Source organism: Pokkaliibacter sp. MBI-7, assembly GCF_029846635.1.
In the GTDB taxonomy this organism is placed as follows: Bacteria; Pseudomonadota; Gammaproteobacteria; order Pseudomonadales; family Balneatricaceae; genus Pokkaliibacter.
Genome location: NZ_JARVTG010000001.1, coordinates 1,766,440 through 1,785,217 on the forward strand (window position 1 = coordinate 1,766,440; position 18,778 = coordinate 1,785,217).

Annotated in this window: 18 protein-coding genes; 13 read left to right on the top strand and 5 right to left on the bottom strand. The window is 55.7% G+C overall.

The annotated features are described in order from the left end of the window. Positions 1-37 precede the first annotated feature (37 nt). Positions 38-1,114 carry a BMP family ABC transporter substrate-binding protein gene (locus tag QCD60_RS07900; RefSeq protein WP_110186007.1) on the bottom strand — a complete coding sequence of 359 codons (1,077 nt, stop codon included), beginning with the start codon at positions 1,112-1,114 and terminating at the stop codon, positions 38-40. Between the two features lie 469 nt (positions 1,115-1,583). Here QCD60_RS07900 and QCD60_RS07905 point away from each other — a divergent pair, with 469 nt between their 5' ends. From QCD60_RS07905 to QCD60_RS07955, 11 genes are all read left to right on the top strand, one after another. Next, positions 1,584-2,300: a TetR/AcrR family transcriptional regulator gene (locus tag QCD60_RS07905; protein ID WP_104156152.1), complete on the top strand. Its 717-nt coding sequence runs from the start codon at positions 1,584-1,586 to the stop codon at positions 2,298-2,300. 30 nt (positions 2,301-2,330) lie between these two features. Further along, entirely contained in the window at positions 2,331-2,855 is a 525-nt protein-coding gene (locus tag QCD60_RS07910; protein WP_279784009.1) for a hypothetical protein, read from the top strand. A gap of 161 nt (positions 2,856-3,016) precedes the next feature. Then, positions 3,017-3,535 (top strand): DUF6515 family protein, encoded by a 519-nt coding sequence (locus tag QCD60_RS07915; protein WP_279784011.1) that lies wholly within the window; start codon positions 3,017-3,019, stop codon positions 3,533-3,535. A gap of 306 nt (positions 3,536-3,841) precedes the next feature. Further along, on the top strand, positions 3,842-4,708 hold the full coding sequence (gene fdhD / locus QCD60_RS07920; protein ID WP_279784013.1) for a formate dehydrogenase accessory sulfurtransferase FdhD: 867 nt from the start codon (positions 3,842-3,844) through the stop codon (positions 4,706-4,708). A gap of 22 nt (positions 4,709-4,730) precedes the next feature. Beyond that, positions 4,731-7,076: an FdhF/YdeP family oxidoreductase gene (locus tag QCD60_RS07925; protein WP_279784016.1), complete on the top strand. Its 2,346-nt coding sequence runs from the start codon at positions 4,731-4,733 to the stop codon at positions 7,074-7,076. 57 nt (positions 7,077-7,133) lie between these two features. Beyond that, complete coding sequence (locus QCD60_RS07930) at positions 7,134-7,568, top strand: META domain-containing protein (RefSeq protein WP_279784018.1); 435 nt, start codon at positions 7,134-7,136, stop codon at positions 7,566-7,568. Positions 7,569-7,896: 328 nt separating this feature from the next. Next, entirely contained in the window at positions 7,897-8,253 is a 357-nt protein-coding gene (locus QCD60_RS07935; RefSeq protein WP_279784020.1) for a diacylglycerol kinase, read from the top strand. After that, positions 8,238-9,095 (top strand): phosphatase PAP2 family protein, encoded by an 858-nt coding sequence (locus QCD60_RS07940; protein ID WP_279784022.1) that lies wholly within the window; start codon positions 8,238-8,240, stop codon positions 9,093-9,095. The genes QCD60_RS07935 and QCD60_RS07940 overlap by 16 nt, the downstream gene beginning before the upstream one ends. Further along, the gene (locus QCD60_RS07945) at positions 9,092-10,756 is read left to right on the top strand and encodes a phosphoethanolamine--lipid A transferase (RefSeq protein WP_279784024.1); all 1,665 of its coding nucleotides are present in this window, start codon (positions 9,092-9,094) and stop codon (positions 10,754-10,756) included. Before QCD60_RS07940 ends, QCD60_RS07945 begins: the two co-directional genes overlap by 4 nt. A gap of 153 nt (positions 10,757-10,909) precedes the next feature. After that, complete coding sequence (locus tag QCD60_RS07950; RefSeq protein ID WP_279784026.1) at positions 10,910-11,836, top strand: DUF2167 domain-containing protein; 927 nt, start codon at positions 10,910-10,912, stop codon at positions 11,834-11,836. A gap of 163 nt (positions 11,837-11,999) precedes the next feature. After that, positions 12,000-12,458 (top strand): hypothetical protein, encoded by a 459-nt coding sequence (locus tag QCD60_RS07955; protein WP_279784028.1) that lies wholly within the window; start codon positions 12,000-12,002, stop codon positions 12,456-12,458. Positions 12,459-12,544: 86 nt separating this feature from the next. Here the strand turns inward: QCD60_RS07955 and QCD60_RS07960 are convergent, their stop codons facing one another. From QCD60_RS07960 to QCD60_RS07970, 3 genes are all read right to left on the bottom strand, one after another. Then, complete coding sequence (locus tag QCD60_RS07960) at positions 12,545-13,027, bottom strand: type III secretion system chaperone (RefSeq protein WP_279784030.1); 483 nt, start codon at positions 13,025-13,027, stop codon at positions 12,545-12,547. Then, positions 13,024-14,847, bottom strand: a complete 1,824-nt coding sequence (locus tag QCD60_RS07965; RefSeq protein WP_279784032.1) for a hypothetical protein — start codon at positions 14,845-14,847, stop codon at positions 13,024-13,026. The genes QCD60_RS07960 and QCD60_RS07965 overlap by 4 nt, the downstream gene beginning before the upstream one ends. Before the next feature lie 175 nt (positions 14,848-15,022). Next, complete coding sequence (locus QCD60_RS07970; RefSeq protein WP_279784034.1) at positions 15,023-15,727, bottom strand: glutathione S-transferase family protein; 705 nt, start codon at positions 15,725-15,727, stop codon at positions 15,023-15,025. Between the two features lie 202 nt (positions 15,728-15,929). Here QCD60_RS07970 and QCD60_RS07975 point away from each other — a divergent pair, with 202 nt between their 5' ends. Together QCD60_RS07975 and QCD60_RS07980 are read left to right on the top strand one after the other, a co-directional pair. Beyond that, complete coding sequence (locus tag QCD60_RS07975) at positions 15,930-16,796, top strand: LysR substrate-binding domain-containing protein (protein ID WP_279784036.1); 867 nt, start codon at positions 15,930-15,932, stop codon at positions 16,794-16,796. A gap of 126 nt (positions 16,797-16,922) precedes the next feature. Next, complete coding sequence (locus QCD60_RS07980) at positions 16,923-17,258, top strand: hypothetical protein (RefSeq protein WP_279784038.1); 336 nt, start codon at positions 16,923-16,925, stop codon at positions 17,256-17,258. Between the two features lie 79 nt (positions 17,259-17,337). Here QCD60_RS07980 and QCD60_RS07985 read toward each other — a convergent pair whose 3' ends face one another. Continuing rightward, positions 17,338-18,681, bottom strand: coding sequence for a PAS domain-containing methyl-accepting chemotaxis protein (locus tag QCD60_RS07985; RefSeq protein ID WP_279784040.1), 1,344 nt, complete (start codon positions 18,679-18,681; stop codon positions 17,338-17,340). Positions 18,682-18,778 lie beyond the last annotated feature (97 nt).

Below are 18,778 nucleotides of genomic sequence, written 5' to 3' on the forward strand. Positions count from 1 at the left end.
CGCAGGAGCCTTTCGTGTATTGCATGGGTGCAATGGGTTATTGCGGGATCTTGTCGTCGATGCCTTCAACATACCAGTTGACCTGCGCCAGCTCTTCATCAGTCAGAGCATGACCTGCGGCAACCACTTCCTTACCAGTGTTGTCCTTGATCGGGCCGGTAAAGGGTTTCAGCTCGCCTGATTTGATCTTGGCATAGGTATCATTGATAGCCTGTTTCACGTCAGCAGGCAGGTTGTCGTTGATGGACGCCAGCTGCAGCACGTCTTCGTGGAAGCCACCCCAGTAATCCTGAGGCTTGTAGGTACCATCCATGACAGACTGTACAACCTTGATGTAGTAAGGAGCCCAGTGGTCACGCACAGAGTAAACATGAGCATTGGGTGCAAACTTGGACATGTCTGACGCCTGACCGATAGCACGTACGCCACCACGCTTCTCTGCAGCGATCAGCGGAGCAGGGCTGTCAGTGTGCTGAATCAGCACGTCGACACCCTGATCCATCAGAGCATTGGCCGCGTCAGCTTCTTTACCGGGATCGTACCAGGTGTTAGCCCAGACGATCTTCAGCTTGACGTTGGGGTTAACGCTCTTGGCGCCCATGTAGACCGCATCAATGTCACGGATCACTTCAGGAATGGGGAAAGCACCGATATAACCAATGGTGTTGGACTTGGTCAGCATGCCTGCTGCAACGCCAGAGACGTAGCGACCTTCATAGGTACGCAACACGTAGGTGCCCATGTTAGGCAGGCGTTTGTAACCGGTAGCATGTTCAAAAATGACGTTGGGGAATTTCTTCGCCACCTTGTAAGTCGCATTCATAAAACCAAAGGAGGTGGTGAAGATCACCTTGTTTCCATCTTTGGCCAGCTGAGTGATAACACGCTCAGCATCAGCGCCTTCAGGAACGTTTTCAACGTAGGTGGTTTTTACCTTGCCGTTGAAGTATTTCTCCATTTCCTGACGACCCTGGTCGTGCTCGTAGCTCCACCCCAGATCACCCACCGGGCCAACATACACAAAGCCTACTTTCAAGGGTTCTTCTGCCTGGGCCATCACAGCACAGGTCATCAGTCCCAGACCTGCCAGCAACTGCTTCAGTTTGAGTTTCATCAATCAGATCTCTCGTCTCTTATTGGAGGGAGCCGGAGCAGGAGTGCCCGGTCACTAGCGAATAAATTGCTTCAAAACGGTGCCTGAGTATCTTTTTACCGCGCCTGCCATTGCGTGATGCAACGCATTTAGCAGCACACAGTAAAGTGTTGCAGAGTCAGACAACAGGTAACCCCTCTGGTAGCAAAAAACTGGCCAACTGGTCAATTTCCTGCAAATTCACAGACAACCGCTTCTTTATATAGCCCATCGGCCAAATGTTCACACCAAAATAGTGCACAAGCCCGTTTTCGGGCTTAACGGCGCGCCAACTATGACCAAGGGAATCGCCTGCTTTGTCACTGCCGATGCAACCTCTGGTAAAGGTTGCATCACGCAGCGTTGCAAATAGAAAACAGTCCGCACTTTCATTTCGTGACCAGCAGTCATAAAATGACCAAAAGTTCACAGAATAACAGCGAAAGCATTTATGACTGCTCCAAGCCTCAAGCAACGTCAGTTTCAGGAACGCGAAGGTGCCATCATCTGCGCTGCACTGAAGCTGTTCGATCAGGACCAGTGGCAGCAGGTGACCGTGGCGGACATCGCCAGCGAAGCTCAGATTGCCAAAGGCACTGTTTACAAACACTTTGCCAGTAAAGAAGAACTGTGCGGGCGCATCATGCTCGACTTTCATCAAGGTTTACTGGAGACCTTTGAGCAGGCGTTACCTAACGCCAACACCCTGAGCCTGATCAGGGACATGATCAGACGGGCCTTCGATCATTATCTGGCCCATCCAGCAGCGGCCCGAGTGAGTTATGCCTGTCGCTGCAACAGTTTCATCCAGCGCCTGCCCGATCCATTACGTGTGCGTGGCGAGGAGCTGGACAGTGCTTTCTTTGGTTTTTTTGCCGATGTGCTTCTGCAGGGCATGCGTAGTGGTCAGATACCACAGCGCCCTGTTGAGCAGCTGATTCTGCCCATCCACGCCATATTCGACGGCGCCATGGGCAAGATCTGGCGTAACGAATATCAGGAGATACCTGACTCCGATGTCTCACTGGAGCAGTTTCTCGACATTATCACCAATTTTGTCATTGCCAGTATCGTGGCCCCCATTGCCGATGATGACCTGCCCGGAACAACAGGGCACAAGGACATCACCCAATGCGAGAAGAGCCGACTGGTATCAGCGACACACTGAATTAAAGATTACAGAGGAAGGGTGGATATCATGACTGCCACATACAACCCACGGAACACTGTCAAGCCAGCTGTCGTTGCGCCCATGGCCAGCTCTCTGCTGCTTAACGTTATCCCCGAGCAGTTCAGCAACAGCATCAGGGTGATCCCCACCCTGACTCAGCGAGCGATCAGTCAACCTTTACGCATGGTAGAGAACTTCAGCGGCTGGTTACAGCAACTGACGCTGCCTCTGCATGCTGAGACCGACAAGATGCTGTCTGTCAGCTTCCCCGAAAACTCAGTCGCTGCAGTATTCGACAAGACAGCACTCGGCCGCAGTCTGCTCAATATGATGCGCGTCAGCATCGAAGCTGCCAAATTCTACGTTCTGGTGAAGATGGATATTCAGGACAATCAGCTACAGCTGACACTGGATCAGGATCGTGCCCTGAACGACCTGCGTCCACTGAGTGACCTGTTCGAAGTTGTTGAGGCCCATCATGGCCGCATCGAGGAGCAGGAATCCCATCTGGGTGGTACACGTTTCTGTATCAATCTGCCTGTACTGGCCTGATTGAGTTCACTGAGGGGCTCGCCCCTCTCCGGCAGCAATATAGTGCTGCTCAAGGTCAACCAGCCGGTTGGCTTGTAGTAAACAGGGAAAAACAGCATACAAAGTGGGTGGCGTTGTTGATCTTCACATCAACGGGATGGCAGTCCTCAGGAGATCAAACCATGAAGTTGCTTAAACCCCTTGGTACCAGCATTTTGACGGGGGTGCTGCTGTTGGCAGCGGGCACCGGTGTTGCCTACGCTGACCGTGACCACGGTCGGTACTGGCAGGAAGACGGTTATAACCAAAATTATGACCGCGACGGTAACCGTGACCACGGCAAGCACAATGATCATGGTTGGCGTAACGACCATGATTGGCACGACCGCGGCAATGGCTGGGGCAACCGTCACGACCGTTATCGTGGTCCAGAACGGGTAACCGTGATTCGGGAAATACCCCGTCATGCACGCAGAGTTATTGTTCGTGACCGGACTTACTACGTGTATAACGACGTCTACTACCGTCCGCAGCGGGACTATTATGAAGTGGTTCCTGCCCCTTTCGGCGCTGTGCAGTTCAGTCTGCCTGGTGGCTCGGTAAAGGTGATGATCGGCGGTGTACCTTATTATCGCCATGGTGGCGATTACTACTGGTACGACAATCATTCCAGCGGCTTCCGCCTGATGCTGGATATGTAGTCAGCCAGGGTAACCAACGAATGCTCAACACTTTTAGGGCGAACACGACCTGGTCTGTTCGCCCTTTTTTATTGACCGAGCAGCTGGCTCCCAAGACCTTTTGCATCCTGAATGCGATTGATACAGCCATCAGCGCTGTATATTTACATCCCCGCAATTCGCTCATCGAGCCTGTCTATCACTCCATCGACACTGGCAATTGGACGCCTCAGCCTGCAAGGAGTAGTCTGGCCGACACGCTAGCTGGAAGCACATATCGTGTTTTTGCATCGGTCAGTACCGATTAGCTGGCAGCGGGACTCAGCGATGACCACAGTGTTCGAACTCCACGACAGCCCCCCTTCTCCCGATGGAATAGCACGATACGAATTCCATACCCTGACGCAAACCCGTGCGGACTCTGCCGAACTGATTGAAGAAGTGGCATTAGCCATCAGCTACAACGGCCTCAGCCACAGCGTCATGATGATTACCCCCGTGGATATAGATGACTTCCTGTTCGGCTTCAGCCGCAGCGAAGGCATTATCGAGCGGGCAGACGAAGTGCGTGATTGGGACATTACCCAAATTGATGACCAGCGCTGGCACGCTGATCTCACCCTCAGCCCGAGACTGCTGTCACGCTTCAAACAGGGCCGTCAGCGTCTGCGGGGCGCTACCGGCTGTGGCCTGTGTGGTATTGACTCCCTGCAGGAAGCCCTGCCAGATTTACCCCGCCTCCGTTCATGCCCTCTGCCACCCGCCGAACTCTTCCCCGGTTTGCGTGACCGTCTGCAACAACACCAGCCGCTGGGTAATCGTGCGGGCGCCATTCATGCCGCCATGCTGCTGGATCGTGCCGGTAACGTACTGGCAAGCCGCGAAGATATCGGCCGCCACAATGCCCTCGATAAACTATTGGGGCATGCGCTGCGCCAGCGTCTGGCGCTCTATGATCATATTGTGGTCATGAGCAGCCGCTGCAGCATGGAGCTGATCCAGAAAGCCGTGCGTGCCGGCGTATCCACGCTGGTCAATCTGGCCTCACCCAGCCAGCTGGCAGTCGATCTGGCACGTCACCATGGCCTCAACCTTATCCATCTGCCCCGCCAGGGCAGTCCCAGGATATATGCGAGCCACCCTGAAACCAGTCACCCAGAAGTTTGTTCTCCATCCGCACAGCAAGCCGGATGAATCCTGCGACCAAGAAATCGAGATGAATCAGTCAAAATCAGATCAGGTTCCCAGCGCCAGCAGTACTATTGAAACGTATTACCATCCCTACCAGGGTTCTGCCGGAGGATGGGGAGCGCTGAAGGCCACCACCCGCCACTGGCTGCAAAGTCGCAACTCCACCCGTAACGTCAAAACCATGCTGAAGACCAACCAGCCCCACGGTTTTGACTGCCCCGGCTGTGCCTGGGGTGAAAAACATGATCCGAGCATGATCCGTTTCTGCGAGAACGGCGCCAAAGCGGTGAACTGGGAAGCCACCAGCAAGAGGGTCGATGCGGCCTTTTTTGCGCGTTACAGCGTCAGCTGGCTCTATCAGCAGAGCGACTATTTTCTTGAGTATCAGGGCCGTCTGACTGAGCCCATGCGCTACGACCCGGTCAGTGATCACTATCTTCCCATCAGTTGGAATGATGCTTTCGCACTGATTGCTGAGACGCTCAAAGGCCTGGACCATGCCGACCAGGCGGAGTTCTACACCTCAGGCCGTGCCAGCAACGAAGCCGCGTTCCTCTATCAGTTGTTTGCCCGTGCCTACGGCACCAACAACTTCCCCGACTGCTCCAATATGTGCCACGAAGCCAGCGGCTATGGCCTGACCAGCAGCATTGGTGTGGGCAAAGGCACGGTAGAGATTGAAGATTTCGAGCAGGCCGACGCAGTCTTTGTATTTGGCCAAAACCCCGGCACCAATCACCCACGTATGCTCGATACACTGCGTGAAGTGATCAAGCGTGGTGCTCAGGTGGTGTGTTTCAACAACCTCAAAGAGCGCGGACTGGAGCGTTTCACCCACCCTCAAAACCCGGTGGAAATGCTGAGTAACGGCTACACCCGCATGAATACGGCCTACTACACCCCCAAAATTGGCGGTGACATGGCCGCCGTACGAGGCATGGTCAAGGTCCTGATCGAGCTGGAGGAAGCCGCCCAGCAACGCGGCGAGGCGATTTTCGACCATGCTTTTATCGCTGAGCATACTGACGGCATGGCGGCGTATCTGGCAGAAGTGGCAGCCACCCCGTGGCAACACATCATCGAACAGTCTGGACTGAGCCGTGAGGAGATAACTGCGGCAGCGCAGGTGTATGCCCGGGCCGACCGGGTGATCTGCACCTGGGCGATGGGCGTCACCCAGCACCGCCATTCGGTCCCCACCGTGCATGAGATCGTCAATCTGTTACTACTGCGTGGCAATATCGGCAAGCACGGCGCGGGAGCCTGCCCAGTACGCGGCCACAGTAATGTGCAGGGTGACCGCACCATGGGCATCAATGAGCGCCCATCGGAAGTCTTTATCAACAACCTTGAGCGCCGCTTTGATATCAAGGTGCCGCGTCACCATGGCCATGCCACCGTAGAAACCATTCAGGCCATGCTGGAAGGCAGCAGTAAGGTGTTTATTGGTCTGGGGGGCAACTTCGCTGCCGCCACTCCGGATACCGCGCTGACGGAACAGGCATTACGCCGTTGTGAGCTGACGGTCCAGATCAGCACCAAGCTTAACCGCTCTCATCTGGTGACCGGTAAACAGGCACTGATCCTGCCCTGCATGGGTCGCACGGACATTGATATGCAGGCCAGCGGCCCTCAACGGGTCACAGTGGAAGACTCATTCAGCATGGTCCATGCCTCCGGTGGTGTGCTGGAGCCGCTGTCTGCCGAGATCAGGTCAGAACCCGCCATCATTGCCGCGATGGCCGAGGCCACGCTGGGCAAACAGCCCGTTGACTGGTCTGCCCTGGCGGCCGACTACGATCACATTCGCGACCTGATCGCTGACGTTATCCCGGGCTTCAGCGAGTTCAATCGCAAAATTGATCAGCCCGGTGGCTTCTATCTGGGCAACAGTGCCCGTGAACGGCAGTGGCAAACCCCGACCAGCAAGGCCATTGCCCATTGTCACTCACTGCCGGCACATATCCTGCCGGAAGAGGTGGCCAGCCAGCTGAACAGCCAGACCCTGATCATGCAGACTCTGCGTTCACATGATCAGTACAACACCACCATCTACGGCCTGAATGACCGTTACCGGGGTATCAGGGGCGAGCGCAAGGTGGTCTTTATCAATCCGGCAGATATGGAGCGACTGAGTCTTCACGCCGGCCAGGAAGTCAGCATTCGCTCACTGTGGGGTGATAACATCCAGCGTCAGGTCGAGGGCTTCAAGCTGGTTCCCTACGATATTCCTGCAGGCAATGTCGCCGCCTACTATCCGGAAACCAATCCGCTGGTTCCGCTCAACAGCGTGGGTGATTTCAGCCGCACCCCAACATCAAAAAGTATTGCCGTTATACTGACTGCACATCAATCCATGCGGATTGCCTGAGCAGACGTTTACTACGGCTAACAGCAGCGGGCAGTCCCTCACACCAAGGACTGCCCGATGTCCCGCCTCCTGCATACGTTTCTGCTTGGCAGCAGCCTGCTGCTCGCCGCCTGCATTCCTCGTCCACAGAGCTCCACCCCCGATCAGCCACTGGAAAATACCTACTGGAAACTCACACAGCTGGGCACTGACCCCGTGCAGCCCGATACCCGGATGCGTGAGCCGTACCTGCAGCTCAGCCCGGAACAGCAACGTGTTACGGGTTTCAGTGGCTGTAACCTGCTGGCGGGTCAGTATCAGCTGACTGCCCGCCAGCTGCATCTGGGCCCGCTGATCAGCACGCGCATGGCCTGCATGCAGGGCATGGCGCTGGAAAGTCACTATATACAAGCTCTGGAACAGGTTCGGGGCTGGCAAATAAGCGGGCACACCCTGACTCTGCTGGACGCACAGCAGCAGCCCCTGCTGCAGTTTGAGGAAAGCAATAAATAAACAGCACAGGGCCGTACAGCACGGCCCTTTTCCATACCTCAGATCTGACTGATCTGCAGCCAGCAGGCTATGCCTTACCGGTCTTCAGGTGCCAGGTCTGCCCACGCACATTTTGATAGCACTGGCCCGGCAACGACAGCTACTGCCTGAATTTTCTCTGGCACACCACTGCACCTAAGCCCACTAGACAATCCAAGAAATCACGACTATTTGTATCTGTGTCAGTTTTATTTCAGCACTATCTCAGTTTTCTTAAGTTTGTCTTAAGGTTCAGCAGATAGCCTCTGCGACCATTCTTCTTATAATTTGCTGTCAGAGTTAAGTGCCCATGAAGCCACAACGGCAAGGTATGTCACGCCTGATACATGCCTCTATCTACTCCTGGCAAGGCCTGAAGCTGGCCTGGCACCATGAGGCGGCCATTCGCCAGGAATGCATGGCCCTGCTGGTGCTGATCCCCGTTGCCTGCCTGCTCCATGTTACTGCGCTGGAACGTGCTCTGCTGATTGTCAGCGTTTTTGCTGTGCTGGTGGTGGAGTTACTGAACTCTGCCATTGAGGCGGTGGTTGACCGTATCGGTCACGAAATGCACCCCCTGAGCGGTCAGGCCAAAGACATGGGTTCGGCTGCCGTTCTGGTTACTCTTATGGCCGCTGTCGGAGTCTGGTTATGCATCCTGCTGTAAACGATGCTCCCCCCTCGTTATTACGCCGTTGTGCCAATCGTTCTTCCTCTCCTCAGCCACCCGCTCATCTGTCGATGCAGAAGTTCTGGGTCAATCACCTGTTTTATCCGCTGCTGGCTTTTGCACTGGCGGTACTGATCATTAGCGTTTTCCACCTCGACCGGGTTGTAGCAGATGCACTGTACTGGGCGGAAGGCCATCAGTGGGCACTGAAGGATAGCTGGCTCACCACCACCCTGATTCACAAAGGCGGCAAGAATCTTTCGATTGCTATTGCCGTGGTGACATTGCTGATGCTGGCAACCAGCTGGGTGAGGCCGGCATTAGGTCACTGGCGCCGTCCGCTGACCTTTCTGCTGCTGGCTGCCGCCACCAGCTCGTTACTGATTGTCAGCGCCAAGTCGCTGACCCATATTGCCTGCCCGTGGGACTTCAATCGCTATGGCGGCAATCTGCCGTTCATGAGTGAACTCGATCAGTTCCTCCACAACGACAGCGGTCGCTGCTTTCCTGCTGGCCATGCCAGTGCGGGCTACGCCTGGCTGGCATTGTATTTTGTCGGACTCTATCGCCACTCTGGCTGGCGCTGGATGGGGCTGATGCTGGCTGTGACTATGGGCGTGGTATTTGGCATTTCCCAGCAGCTGCGTGGTGCCCACTTCATCTCCCATGATGTCTGGACCTTCGCTATCAGCTGGTTTACCGCACTGGTTTGGTTCCGGCTGGTCATGTACCGCAGCTACAAGCTGAGCCTGAGCAGCGGCGTTGCGAACAGCTCACCTGTTTTCACTTCCACTCCTTCTGCCTACGCGGCTGAAACCGGTATCAAGGTTTCTTCATGAGTCAGCTATCTACTTCCACCGCCATGAACAGCACAGCTTCCCGTCAGCGCTGGCAGATCAGCAGTGTGCGCTTCTGTCTGCTGTTCTCTGCCCTGCTGGTCCTGGCCTATAACCCGGCATTCTTTCATGCCCTCGGTCAGGTCATTGACCCGCTGACCCTGCGCGGTGGCGCCTTTACCCTCAGCGTCGGCGCGTTGCTGGGGCTACTGATGTTTATTCTGCTCAACCTGATCGCCGTACCTTACCTGCTCAAGCCCATCGCCATCGCTGTGCTGCTGAGCGGTGCAGCAGCCTCCTACTTCATGAATACCTACGGCATCGCCATCGACAGCGTCATGGTACAGAATGTCGTGGAAACCGACCCGGCCGAGGCTGCAGCGCTGTTCAGCCCGCGTCTGGTCATGTATCTGCTGTTTCTGGGCGTGGTTCCCTGCCTGCTGGTGTGGAAGGTCAGCATCAGCTATCGCCGCTGGCATCGCGAACTGCTGGTCAGGTTGCTGGCCATCATTGCCAGCCTGCTGGTAATTGCGGCGATGCTGTTCGCCCTGTCACAGGATTACGCCTCATTCTTCCGCAATAACAAGAATGTGCGGCAGATGGCCGTGCCGCTGAGCTACATCTATGCCGGTGTATCCTTTGCGGTCAAAGACAAGGAAGGCCCGATTGTGGTCAAGGCCATCGGTGAAGATGCCCGACCCGGTGCACTGGCACTGGCCAAACATAAGCCCACGCTGACGGTCTTTGTGGTCGGCGAAACCGGTCGTGCCGATCATTTCGGCCTCAACGGTTACGAACGCAACACCACCCCGCTGCTGGCAAAGCAGGATGTATTCAACTTTACGCAGTTCACCTCCTGCGGCACCGCCACAGCCGTCTCCGTGCCCTGTATGTTCTCGCTGCTGGATCGCCAGCACTATGACGACCGGAAGGCCAAATCGCAGCAGGGTCTGCTGGATGTTCTGAATCACGCGGGTTATGCCGTACTGTGGCGCGACAATAACTCAGGCTGCAAAGGCGCCTGTGATCGCGTCAGCTATGAAGACATGTCCAAGGCAAACGTGGCTGAAGACTGCAACAGCGAAGAGTGTTTCGATCAGGTTCTGCTGCACAACATCGACACTGTCCTGCCCAAACCCAACGGTGACATGTTCGTGGTCCTGCACCAGCACGGCAGCCATGGCCCCGACTACTACCATCGCTATCCGCAGGACATGGCTTTCTATCAGCCCGAATGCAAAACCAATCAGCTGCAGGACTGCAGTCTGGAGTCACTGGTCAATACCTATGACAACACCATTCGCTATACCGATTACTTCCTCAACAATGTGATCGAATGGCTGAAGCAGCACAGTGATCAGTACAACACCGCCATGCTGTACGTGGCCGATCACGGCGAATCGCTGGGTGAGAACCATGTTTACCTGCATGGCATGCCTTACATGATCGCTCCGCAAGAGCAGAAGCACGTATCGTTCTTCTACTGGCTGTCGAAAGGCTTTGAGCAGACCTATGACATCAACTCTGACTGTCTGGCTGGCAAAGAACATCAGCCCTTCTCGCAGGACAACATCTTCCACTCCGTGCTGGGCATGCTCGATATTCAGACCAGCGTGTACGACGCCCAACTGGACATGTTCCAGGGGTGCCGCCCACAGGGCTGAGCCTGTCTCCTACCGATATGGCCAGTGCTGACTGGCCATATCCGGTCTGTTGATTGAATTTCCGCTTTGGCCGGGTATGATCCTTGGCACTCTCGCCGGCAGTGTATCGATTAAGTGTTCCTCTTATGCTGGCTGTACTGCAAGGAGCGTAGGATGAACACCGCACGTCGCTGGCTGCTGTTACTGTTGTGCTGCTGTGTGCCATTACTGGCATCAGCGGATACGCAGCAGACTACTGATCAACAGGCGCGCGACCGCATTATCGCCTGGGCCCAGCAGTTCTGGCAGTCGCTGCAGCGTAAGTCCGGTGTACAGACACTACCCACGGCTCATGCTGAGCTGACCATCCCCAGCGGTTTCTACTTTCTCGATGCCCACGACAGTGAACGAGTACTGACCGAGGTCTGGGGCAACCCTGCCCGTAGTGGCGCTCTGGGCATGCTGTTCCCCAGCGATGCCAGTCCCTTTGATGCCGATGCCTGGGCTGTCGTGCTGCATTATGAGGCAGGCTATGCCATCAACCCGCGGATTGCCGCACAGCTGGATTATCAGGCCCTGCTCAGCCAGATGCAGAGTGAACTAAAAGCGGATCCATCAGACACAGAGGGCCCGCAGCTGACTGGCTGGGCTGTTCCTCCGCACTTCGACGCTGAGCGCAATATTCTCTACTGGGCCAAGGAGCTGGCCTTTCCCGGCAAGGCGACACATACCCTGAACTACAATATCCGCCTGCAGCATCAGGACGGCGTACTGGTGATGAATATCGTTGCACCTGTCACCGAGCTCGCCGCTATCAGTCAACAACTGCCACCGCTGCTGGACATGGTGCATTTCCTGCCAGACAGCAGCACGGCGGATACCCTGCCGCCAACAGCGAAAGTAGCCAGTCTGCCGGCTGATCTGCCACTTCAGCCAGCTCCCCGCACAGCGGCAGAGAACACCGCTCTGCTCAGCGAAATGCCCGACAGTGTGGCGATGGTGATCAGCCTGCTGCGCCAGTTCTGGTATCTGTCGGTGCCAGCCGCACTCTATCTGCTTTTCCGCCTGTTCCGCGGACGTGAGCGACGGATTTTTTACTAAGACAAAACGTCACCCAAGAAGTACCAAATCAATCAAGGAGTGAATTGATGCACAGGGAGGTCCCTGTCAGAAGAGGCATACCCACACGTTGTCCAGGCGACGCCATGGTTCCCGTAGTGATGCGGCTACGCGAAACATTAGGTATGTCTGGAGTGTTCTGAGTATGCGTCACACTAAGCTTGCGTCACTCGTTACGGGACTCGCACTCACTGCGGTCGTACTGGGCTGGCATTTTTTCCAAAACGATCCCGACACGTACATACCACTGGGAGAAAAAGAAACGAAGGAAATGGAGAGCAGCCTCACTCAAGCCAGCCAGCGCCAGTCCGGGGGGGCTGATAATGGCATTATTGTTGCCGCTCTGGCTGACGTTTTTTTTGGTGACAGATTTAACTTCAAAAATCACACCATCGCCCTTCAACATCCCGACGACGATTTAGCCAAATACGTCGCTATCATTACCGAAGATGGCATTCCGGAAGATGATTCTGTCGCAGGCTATCGGCATCGGCTCACCTTCACTTTTCAGCAAGGTGCATGGCAAATACAAAAGGCAGAAATGCAATGGCGATGCTGGTTTGACAGGGGTCACACTGATTTCAGCACGGAGCCTTGCAGCTGACTCGCCTTCTAACGCCTGTAGTTAGGACGGGTGACGGTATCCACCATCCCTGACTATGCGGGACTAGTCAGGGATGGATCTGGCCCCTAACGATTCTGCAAGCGCAGTAACGGATTAAGCCGGAAAGACTCCGGGTTTCCTTCTGCTGCAATACTGCGTGAATGTGGTGAAGGCTGCTGCGCAACCACAGCACACACCTGGCTGACAAAGCTACGCATGACCTGAATAAGGTCGATCACCTCATGAACCTGACTGCCCGCCAGACAAAAACGATACATGACGCGAACGACACCACTGTCTCGTTCGCAAGCAATGACAAATAGCGGCCCCCCTTGACGCCCCTGCAACTCCAGTAGCGATAGTGCCACTTGTGGTGCCTGCAGTGCCGTAAGGTGTGCTGCACTGCACTGCAGCTCCGCCCAGCCATTGTCGCGCTGACACAGAAAGAGGGCCGGTTCAGCAGCGAAGGTAAAACGGAAACAGATTGCCTGCCGGTCAAAATCCTGAATACCCAGACGCTCCATTATCTGGGCAAGCAGATTGCTGAAGAGCGGTTGCGGCTGACTCATGAGCGCGGCTCCCTGGTTGTCTCGCGCTGCTCAGCGTGCGGCGAATGTTGCGGACTTCCCAAAGCATCAGCAAACACCTCTGCCTGCTCGATTGCGGGTGGCTCTGTGCTAGCAAACTGTTCCTGCGCATCGAAAAACTCTTCCTGGTCAGAGTCACTGCTGGCCACTGAGCCAGGAGCATCCTCAAGTTCAGTAAAACGACCGGAGTCGACAACGCCCAGCTCCACGTCCGGCTGTTGCTCTGTCGTAGTCTTGAAATTTTGCAGTAGTTTGACCACCGCATTAGCAATGGCTTCCCCACCCGGACGCGGTAAGGTCAGATTGCAAGCGGTCAGAAAGACCGTTCCAGCCACCAGCCCCGGCAGGCTGTCAGTAAAGTGAGTGGCAGGGATTTTGTTGATGATGCCGAAAGGCAGCAGCAGTGGCGACAAGCCGGAGTAGCTGGCAAACTTGCTGGCAGCCTGCTGGGCATTTTCACTCGGGCTTCTTGCCGTCTTGGTCAGTTCAAATACGGTGAGTCCCGCATCCATCCCCAAGTCCACCAAACCCGCTGGCTCATCATAATAGGTGGCAGCTGAACTCAGACAGACCGCCCCGGCAATGGCAACAAAGGCCATTTTCTGGGCAAAATCACGATTATTGGCCGGTGTCTGAGACTCTCCCTCAGCGCCCTGCCCGAGAATACGTTGCGCGACACTGGACAACTTGTCACTGGCCGCATCAATTTCGCTCAACTGCAGACTCAGACTATCACTCAGCTCCTTGCCATCCCCCTCAAACTGTTGTCGACGCTGCTGAAAATCACCGTGCTGAATCTTTACTGCATCCAGCAATGCAGTGATGTGTACTGTCATTTCAGCTGTCAGTTGCTCTGCGGGCTGAGCATCCGGCTTATGAAACAAACTTTTAATCTTGTCACTGATGGCGCCCAGGGGTTTGCTCACCAGATGAGGTGCAGATGACAGTACAAATACCGCGGCGGTAAAACTCGCTGCCATGGAATGGAACAGAATGGGACTGTTATGTTCAAAGGCCTTGGCCTTGTCATTAAAGGCGCTGATGGCGTAGGGCAGATTAGGAGGCAGATAGGGGACATGACGCTCCTGCATATGCAGACCGAAGGAGCGTTTGTCGGCGGCAGGATTAAGCGCAATCCCCATCAGCATGCACAGGGTCTTGGTGTAGCCTGCCACCAGCAGGGCAAAGTACTGATTGTCCTTATTCTTGTGCGCGGTCAGGGTAGGCAGTAAAGCCAGACCCACGTTGCCCAGACTGAACAACATAGTAGCGGCTGTGCGATAGCCCATGGGCTTATCCTTGGCAATCCGCTCCAGCTTGTGCATCAGGCCGGTGGTGACCGAACTGATTTCCTTGCGTATCCCGGCCGGAATCTGCGGCTGCTGACAGGCATCATGCAGCGTCTGCACACTCTGCCTGAAAGCAGGAAGGTGAGCCTGCTGGCGCTCGCTGGCCAGATACGCCCGGTTGTTGAACTGCCCAACAGCAGCTGCCAGATCCGTTTTACGAAATAAACCCAGTAAACGCTGCTTGATCCCCCCCGCAGAGGCCGTATCCGAAGAGCTGGAACCAGCGGCGGGATCAAGTTCGTCGGGGGTGGCAGCGGCCACTGTCACAGCACTATGAGGCGGCAATGTGAAGGCGGTTGAGGTATTGCTTAACTGCGCTGGTAGCGCTCTGGAAGTACTGACCTCCAGTTGCTCGCCCCCCATACGTCCCTGATGGGTATGGTTGACGACGTCAGGACCCGCTTCTTGATGGTGTGAGGCGGCAATCGTCGAGGATGAATGAATAGGAGTCATAGGTCATACGTTGCTGAACAAATTTCCCACTGTGTGTTTTTTATACAAGAGAAGTTCCCAGCAGGCGTATAACTATGTCCCCATCAAAAGGCTGTTATATCCGCACCATAATGGTGAAGGGCAGCAAAGGGTGTTCGTATGACCCTGCTGCCAGTCAACTCATATAATCATCCCCTTACACTTCTTCTGCCGCCAACACCTCTTCCTCGGCTCTCGCCGCCGCCAGCCACTGCTGATAGGCCGGAGTATTGAGCACGGTCTGCACGTAGTCGGCAGCTAACGCATCCAGCGGCACCTGATAGGAGTGAAAGCGCGATGCGACCGGCGCAAACATCGCATCAGCCAGTGTAAAGCGGCCAAACAGCCAGGGGCCTTCAGCATGATGGGCTTTGCGGCAGTCATGCCAGATTTCAACAATACGGCGGATATCCTGCTGAGCTGCGACACCGGGCTCGAAGCCACTGACAATACGGCGGCAGTTCATCGGCATGTCACGACGCAGATTGGGATAACCAGAATGCATCTCAGCGACGACAGAACGGGCCCATGCGCGCTGATGACGGCTGTCTGGCCAGCCCTTGCCTGCCAGCAGGGTTTCGGAAATGTATTCCCCGATGGCCAGCGAATCCCAGATGGCCTGCCCTTCATGCAGCAATACCGGCACCTTCCCCGCCATAGAGTACTGCGTGACCTGCTGCCTGAAGTCCGTTCCCAGCGACAACTGCACTTCGTTAAAGGGAATACCGGTCATCTTCAGGAAAAACCAGGGGCGCAGCGACCAAGATGAATAGTTCTTGTTGCCGATCACCAGTGTCAGTTCAGCCGCATCCACGCCACTCTGATACTCCCCCTGCACACTCCCCTGCTGGCCGTTTGCCATCGCCTTGTTCCTCATTGATCCTGATTTACGGGTTGGTCATCAGCGTCAGTGCTGATGCGCTTTACTATTGGCGAAGCATCGGGACGTAACAAACGAATAGTCTTGCAGGCAGCTATCAAAATCGGTGATAGATCGGCTTTTATAGAGCAAAATACGCCTACTTCGGCAAACAGTGGCACTTTGGTGCCGTTTTGGAACCCTCATGTCTCTTGAAATTGATCTGCTGAAAACCTTTCTGGCGGTAGTGGATACCGGCAGCTTCACCCGCGCCGCCAAGCACAGCTTCCGCACCCAGTCCGCCATCAGCATGCAGATGAAGCGACTGGAAGAGCACAGTGGCCAGCCACTGTTCCGCAAGGAAGGCCGTGATCTGGTACTGACCGAAGCGGGTAAAGTACTGGTGGGTTATGCCCGCCGCATCATGCTGCTGCACGATGAGGCGGCAGTCAGGCTCAAACAGGGATGGGCCGATCAGCCTATTCGTCTTGGTTGCCCCAGCGACTACATGGACATGATCTGCCCGTCGCTGATTCAGGCACTGCGGCAGCAGATACCGCAGGTGGGTATCCAGATCATCACCGCCAACTCACCCGATCTGCGCCCGCTGCTCGATCAGGGAGAACTGGAGCTGGCCGTGCTGACCCGGCTGCCCGATACCGATGAAGGCCATGTATTGCTGCATGATGAGGGGGTATGGCTGGTCGCCGACCACTTCGACCCGGCCGCACATAAACACCTGCCGCTGGCACTGTACGAGCCCAGCTGTAAATTTCACACAGCGGCCCGCGATGGGCTGGAGAAACAGGGCCGGGCCTATGAAGTGATCTGCACGGCCAGCAGCCCGACGCTACTGGCGACCCTGGTGCGCAACGGTCAGGCCATCAGTGCCATGGCACGCTGCTCGGCACCGGCAGACCTGTTACAGAGCCAGCAGGCTCTCGACCTGCCGCCTCTGCCCAGCACGGATATTGTGCTGGCTACCCGGGCCACGCCTCATCCCCTGCTGGGCACCCGGCAGCTACAGCAGCTGCTGACGACCTTTCAGCACCGTATCCAGACAAAAGGCTGACCACAATGACGTCAAATCACTGAACAACGCTACCGGCCGGGGAACTTTTTCGGCGTCCAGCCAGCGCCCGTGCAGGGCTGAACTATAGTTGTCAGTAGCCTGCTAACAGGCCCTAGCCGGAGAGTCATGATGATAAGAACAACACTGATCGCCAGTGCTATTGCCACACTGGCGATGCTGTATCAGAGCAGTGCCCAGGCAGAGGATCTGGAATTCACCCTGATCAACAATACCTCGGTGAATATGACCAGTTTCCACGTCTCGCCGGGGACGTCCAAACACTGGCAGGATGACCTGCTGGAAGGCGATGTGCTACGCAGTGGTGAACAGGGCACGGTCACCATTCAGGACGGCCTGACCACCTGTGAATACGATATCCGCGCTGAATTTGCGGATGGGGATGTGATGGAAGAGTACGGGCTGGATCTGTGTGAGCTGGGCTCCTACACCTTTCATGAGTAACACATCCTGCCCCTCTGCGTGAAACAACCACCCCGGCACTGGCCGGGGTGGTTTTTTTACAGAATCACGAGCGCTGTAGTCAGTGGTGATAACTGGCGGCCACTTCCGCCTCATCCAGCACATTGGCGAAGATACTGACCGCCTGCACCGCATCGCGCGCGCCATCACGGATCTGCACAATCGCCGACCCCGCCTGATTGGCCAGCTCCACACCACGCAGCGCCTGTTCCTGACTGCCACTCATACTGCTGATAGCAGCCTGGGTGCCGCCCTGAATTTTCTCGATCATCTCGGCAATCTCGGCTGTTGACCGGCTGGTACGCGCCGCCAGTGAGCGCACCTCATCGGCTACCACCGCAAAACCACGGCCCTGATCACCGGCTCGCGCCGCTTCGATGGCCGCATTCAGTGCCAGCAGGTTGGTCTGGTCCGCGATACCGCGAATGCTGTTGACGATGGCAGTGATCTGTTCAGACTGCCTGCCAAGATCAGCGATCACATCTGCAGAGGTCTTGACCATATCGGCAATCTGGCGCATTTCCGTGGCGGCATCCTGAATGATGACCGTGCCATGCTCAGCCACCCGCTCGGTTTCCGCTGCGATGTGATAGGCACGTGACGCACTGCGCGCCTCACTCTCGTTCTGTTCCACCTCACGGCTGATATCCACCGCAAATTTCACCACTTTGTAAAGCTTGCCATCACGGTCAAACACCGGGTTATAGCTGGCTTCCAGCCAGACCACCTGCCCGTTGCGGCCAAGGCGCTTATAGCGGCCCGTCATAAACTGCCCGCTGCGCAGTTGTTGCCAAAACTGCGTGTACTCATGGGATCGCACATAATCTGCGTCACAAAACAGGCTGTGGTGCTTGCCTTTGATGGCACTCAGCTCATAGCCCATGGTCTGCAGGAAGTTTTTATTGGCGGTCAGAATGGTGCCATCGGGGGTGAATTCAATAATGGCATTGGAGCGATCAACCGCTTCCAGTTTGGCCCGCGCATCCGCTTCGACGTTCACTTTGGCCGTGATGTCGGTGGCAAACTTCACGATCTTGTAGGGCTTACCATTACTGTCCAAAACCGGATTGTAGGAAGCCTCCAGCCACACCACACCACCCTGTTTGGTCAGGCGCTTGAACTGGTCGGCAATAAACTCTCCTTTGCGCAGGCGGGCCCAGCGCGCCGCATAGTCAGGGCTGTTCACCAGTGCCTTGTCGCAGAACAGGCTATGGTGTTTACCCACGACCTCATCGAGGGCATACCCCATCAGCCGCAGGAAGTTGTCATTGGCCTGCAGCACTTTGCCATCCAGATCAAACTCGATCACTGCCATGGATCGGTTAAGCGCCTGGAGCATAAACTGATGTTGTTCCAGTGCCGTCTGACTGGCCGCCAGTTGTTGCTTTAACTTGGTGGAAAACATGGGAGACTCCGGACAGTTTTAAATCAATCGGCTTCTAACACTTCCTCTGTCGGGGCCGATGTGACATCGGTTCCTTGACCGTTACAGCTTACGTTCA

Coding starts and splice junctions, on each gene's coding strand:
- fdhD (WP_279784013.1), top strand. CDS start 3,842: ATGACCACAGTGTTCGAACTCCACGACAGCCCCCCTTCTCCCGATGGA.
- QCD60_RS07910 (WP_279784009.1), top strand. CDS start 2,331: ATGACTGCCACATACAACCCACGGAACACTGTCAAGCCAGCTGTCGTT.
- QCD60_RS07905 (WP_104156152.1), top strand. CDS start 1,584: ATGACTGCTCCAAGCCTCAAGCAACGTCAGTTTCAGGAACGCGAAGGT.
- QCD60_RS07970 (WP_279784034.1), bottom strand. CDS start 15,727: ATGGCAAACGGCCAGCAGGGGAGTGTGCAGGGGGAGTATCAGAGTGGC.
- QCD60_RS07975 (WP_279784036.1), top strand. CDS start 15,930: ATGTCTCTTGAAATTGATCTGCTGAAAACCTTTCTGGCGGTAGTGGAT.
- QCD60_RS07945 (WP_279784024.1), top strand. CDS start 9,092: ATGAGTCAGCTATCTACTTCCACCGCCATGAACAGCACAGCTTCCCGT.
- QCD60_RS07935 (WP_279784020.1), top strand. CDS start 7,897: ATGAAGCCACAACGGCAAGGTATGTCACGCCTGATACATGCCTCTATC.
- QCD60_RS07930 (WP_279784018.1), top strand. CDS start 7,134: ATGTCCCGCCTCCTGCATACGTTTCTGCTTGGCAGCAGCCTGCTGCTC.
- QCD60_RS07955 (WP_279784028.1), top strand. CDS start 12,000: ATGCGTCACACTAAGCTTGCGTCACTCGTTACGGGACTCGCACTCACT.
- QCD60_RS07960 (WP_279784030.1), bottom strand. CDS start 13,027: ATGAGTCAGCCGCAACCGCTCTTCAGCAATCTGCTTGCCCAGATAATG.
- QCD60_RS07985 (WP_279784040.1), bottom strand. CDS start 18,681: ATGTTTTCCACCAAGTTAAAGCAACAACTGGCGGCCAGTCAGACGGCA.
- QCD60_RS07900 (WP_110186007.1), bottom strand. CDS start 1,114: ATGAAACTCAAACTGAAGCAGTTGCTGGCAGGTCTGGGACTGATGACC.
- QCD60_RS07915 (WP_279784011.1), top strand. CDS start 3,017: ATGAAGTTGCTTAAACCCCTTGGTACCAGCATTTTGACGGGGGTGCTG.
- QCD60_RS07980 (WP_279784038.1), top strand. CDS start 16,923: ATGATGATAAGAACAACACTGATCGCCAGTGCTATTGCCACACTGGCG.
- QCD60_RS07950 (WP_279784026.1), top strand. CDS start 10,910: ATGAACACCGCACGTCGCTGGCTGCTGTTACTGTTGTGCTGCTGTGTG.
- QCD60_RS07925 (WP_279784016.1), top strand. CDS start 4,731: ATGAATCAGTCAAAATCAGATCAGGTTCCCAGCGCCAGCAGTACTATT.
- QCD60_RS07940 (WP_279784022.1), top strand. CDS start 8,238: ATGCATCCTGCTGTAAACGATGCTCCCCCCTCGTTATTACGCCGTTGT.
- QCD60_RS07965 (WP_279784032.1), bottom strand. CDS start 14,847: ATGACTCCTATTCATTCATCCTCGACGATTGCCGCCTCACACCATCAA.